This is a genomic window from uncultured Legionella sp., from assembly GCF_937871865.1.
In the GTDB taxonomy this organism is placed as follows: Bacteria; Pseudomonadota; Gammaproteobacteria; order Legionellales; family Legionellaceae; genus Legionella.
In genome coordinates this window covers 1-1,952 of sequence record NZ_CALMPD010000206.1, presented here as the reverse complement: position 1 = coordinate 1,952, position 1,952 = coordinate 1, and the positions used below count along the sequence as shown (strand labels likewise).

Genomic DNA, 1,952 nt, shown 5'->3' with positions numbered 1-1,952 from the left:
GAGCTTTTTCAGAGCCATTGCTAATAATCAATTTATCGTGTGTTGGCTATATTTGCCGGTCGTGCATTGAAAAAAATCGCAGAAGAATTAAATAGAGAAATCGAGCTGGTTTTTTTGGAGCAAAAAGATGTGGTTGGAGGCAAATGCCATACCTATTCGGATCCAGAACATCCTGAGTTGAAAACTGAAGTGGGGGCAGGAGCTGTTGCACCGAATTATGGAGTGGTAATCGATGCTTTGATTGAGCATGGGGTTGCTTATGAAGCCATGATTCCTGTTGCACGCGAAACACTTGAAATTGGACAGATGTATAATAATTTGTCCTTTAGTGAAAAAGTAATCTTTGCTAAAGATTTACTTGCCGAAATGTCAACGTTCAGTAGTGATTATGATGTATATAAAGACGCGAAGCAGCATAAAAGAAATCTCCCAGATGAATTATTGCTACCTTTTACTCAGTATTGTGCTATTAAAAATATGAGGCTGCTGCCTGTTTTGGCAAAACCATTTGTGCCAGGATTTGGTTATGGTGCAATTACTCATTGCCCTGCGTACAGCGTTCTTGAATATCTGGGTAAAACAACGCTGCCTGATCTGGCCTTTGAAGAACGTATTTTTAATCAACCCTCGCTATTGGCAATTCATGGTGGTTTTCAATTGCTTATGGAGAGAGTAGCCAGCAATTTTGATGTCAGACTAAATGCTACAGTAACTAAAATTGACCGGGCGCCTAACCAGGTAACAGTACATTATCAGCAAAATGGCGTGGACTATATCGAAACAGCGGAAACCTTGGTGTTAGCAACCTCTCCTAAAAATTGGCCTTCATTAGGGCTGGATTTTACCGAAACAGAAACTAAATGCGTCAATCAATTAGAATATTATCGTTACCCTGTGGCGGTATATAAAATTAAGGGATTACCCTCTCAACAGTATTATTTTCCTCAAGGACTTGATGAGTCTGGTTTTGGGCATATAGCTTTAATTACCACCAGAGATGACCGACAAGATCCTGAAGATGGTCGATTATGTACTATTTATGTTAATTTGCCTCCCAACCATAATGATTTTACTTTTGATCATGTGGCATTGGAGGCTGAGTTGAAAGCGATTCAGGGAGTAACAGAGATTACCGTTGTGAAGGAAAAAATCTGGGAAGATTATATGTCCACACTCCCCTGGGATGTACGACTTGAGTTAGATCGGACGCAACAAGAGAGCAATACTATTTATTTAGGTTCCTATGTTCTGGGAGGTTTTGAAGATGTTGTTTGTGTGGCTAACAAAGCGGCGGATACGATGAATGAGTTGTACACGCCGGCACCTTGCTACCAGGAAGATTTAACACTAAAAAATATAAAAAGAGCGTTTCAGTTTTTTTCCGCACCGGTATTTCCTCCTCTGAATAATTTAAATGCTGTAATGGCAGCAGAGGAGCGATGTACTCTTTTTTAATTTGAAGTACCAATAAAGCCAAATCTTTGTGGGCTTTTATGTCCCAGCTTATGAAGAAATCCGGGAAGCTCATGCGCAGCATGATACATTTTAATCGGTACCTGCTTCGCATTTCCTGTCTTTGAGGCTTCACTGTTGATGCACTGATGCGTATTCAATGAATGGCAAAGACAGAGCATGGATTATTTGGTTTTTCCTCAGATTGTTCAAGTTTCTATCTGTTCTCTGTTCCTCATAGTATACTTTTAGATACTTGCAGATTTATATGTTCAGGGTCATTCTGACTTTACGGTATATTCCTTCTTGAGGGGTATCCGGGTTGTTCTTCAAGTATTTGTGTTTTCATTATAAATTGGAAAAATAGAATGTCTGTTAAAGAAACTGGTCATGTTAAATGGTTTAACGATGATAAAGGTTATGGCTTCATTAGTCGAGATAATGGTCAACGATAGTGTCGCTAAGCTCGTGATTGATTTAAGCCATCCGTGGCTAAAATC

At 39.4% G+C, this 1,952-nt stretch carries 2 protein-coding genes; both read left to right on the top strand.

Going from position 1 to position 1,952, the window contains the following annotated elements; genetic code table 11:
* The first annotated feature begins 66 nt into the window (after nt 1-66).
* Complete coding sequence (locus Q0495_RS11085) at nt 67-1,455, top strand: FAD-dependent oxidoreductase (RefSeq protein WP_298626176.1); 1,389 nt, start codon at nt 67-69, stop codon at nt 1,453-1,455.
* A 365-nt stretch (nt 1,456-1,820) separates the two neighbouring features.
* Nucleotides 1,821-1,907 (top strand): cold shock domain-containing protein, encoded by an 87-nt coding sequence (locus Q0495_RS11080; RefSeq protein ID WP_298626179.1) that lies wholly within the window; start codon nt 1,821-1,823, stop codon nt 1,905-1,907.
* The last annotated feature ends 45 nt before the right edge of the window (nt 1,908-1,952 follow it).

Coding starts and splice junctions, on each gene's coding strand:
- Q0495_RS11080 (WP_298626179.1), top strand. CDS start 1,821: ATGTCTGTTAAAGAAACTGGTCATGTTAAATGGTTTAACGATGATAAA.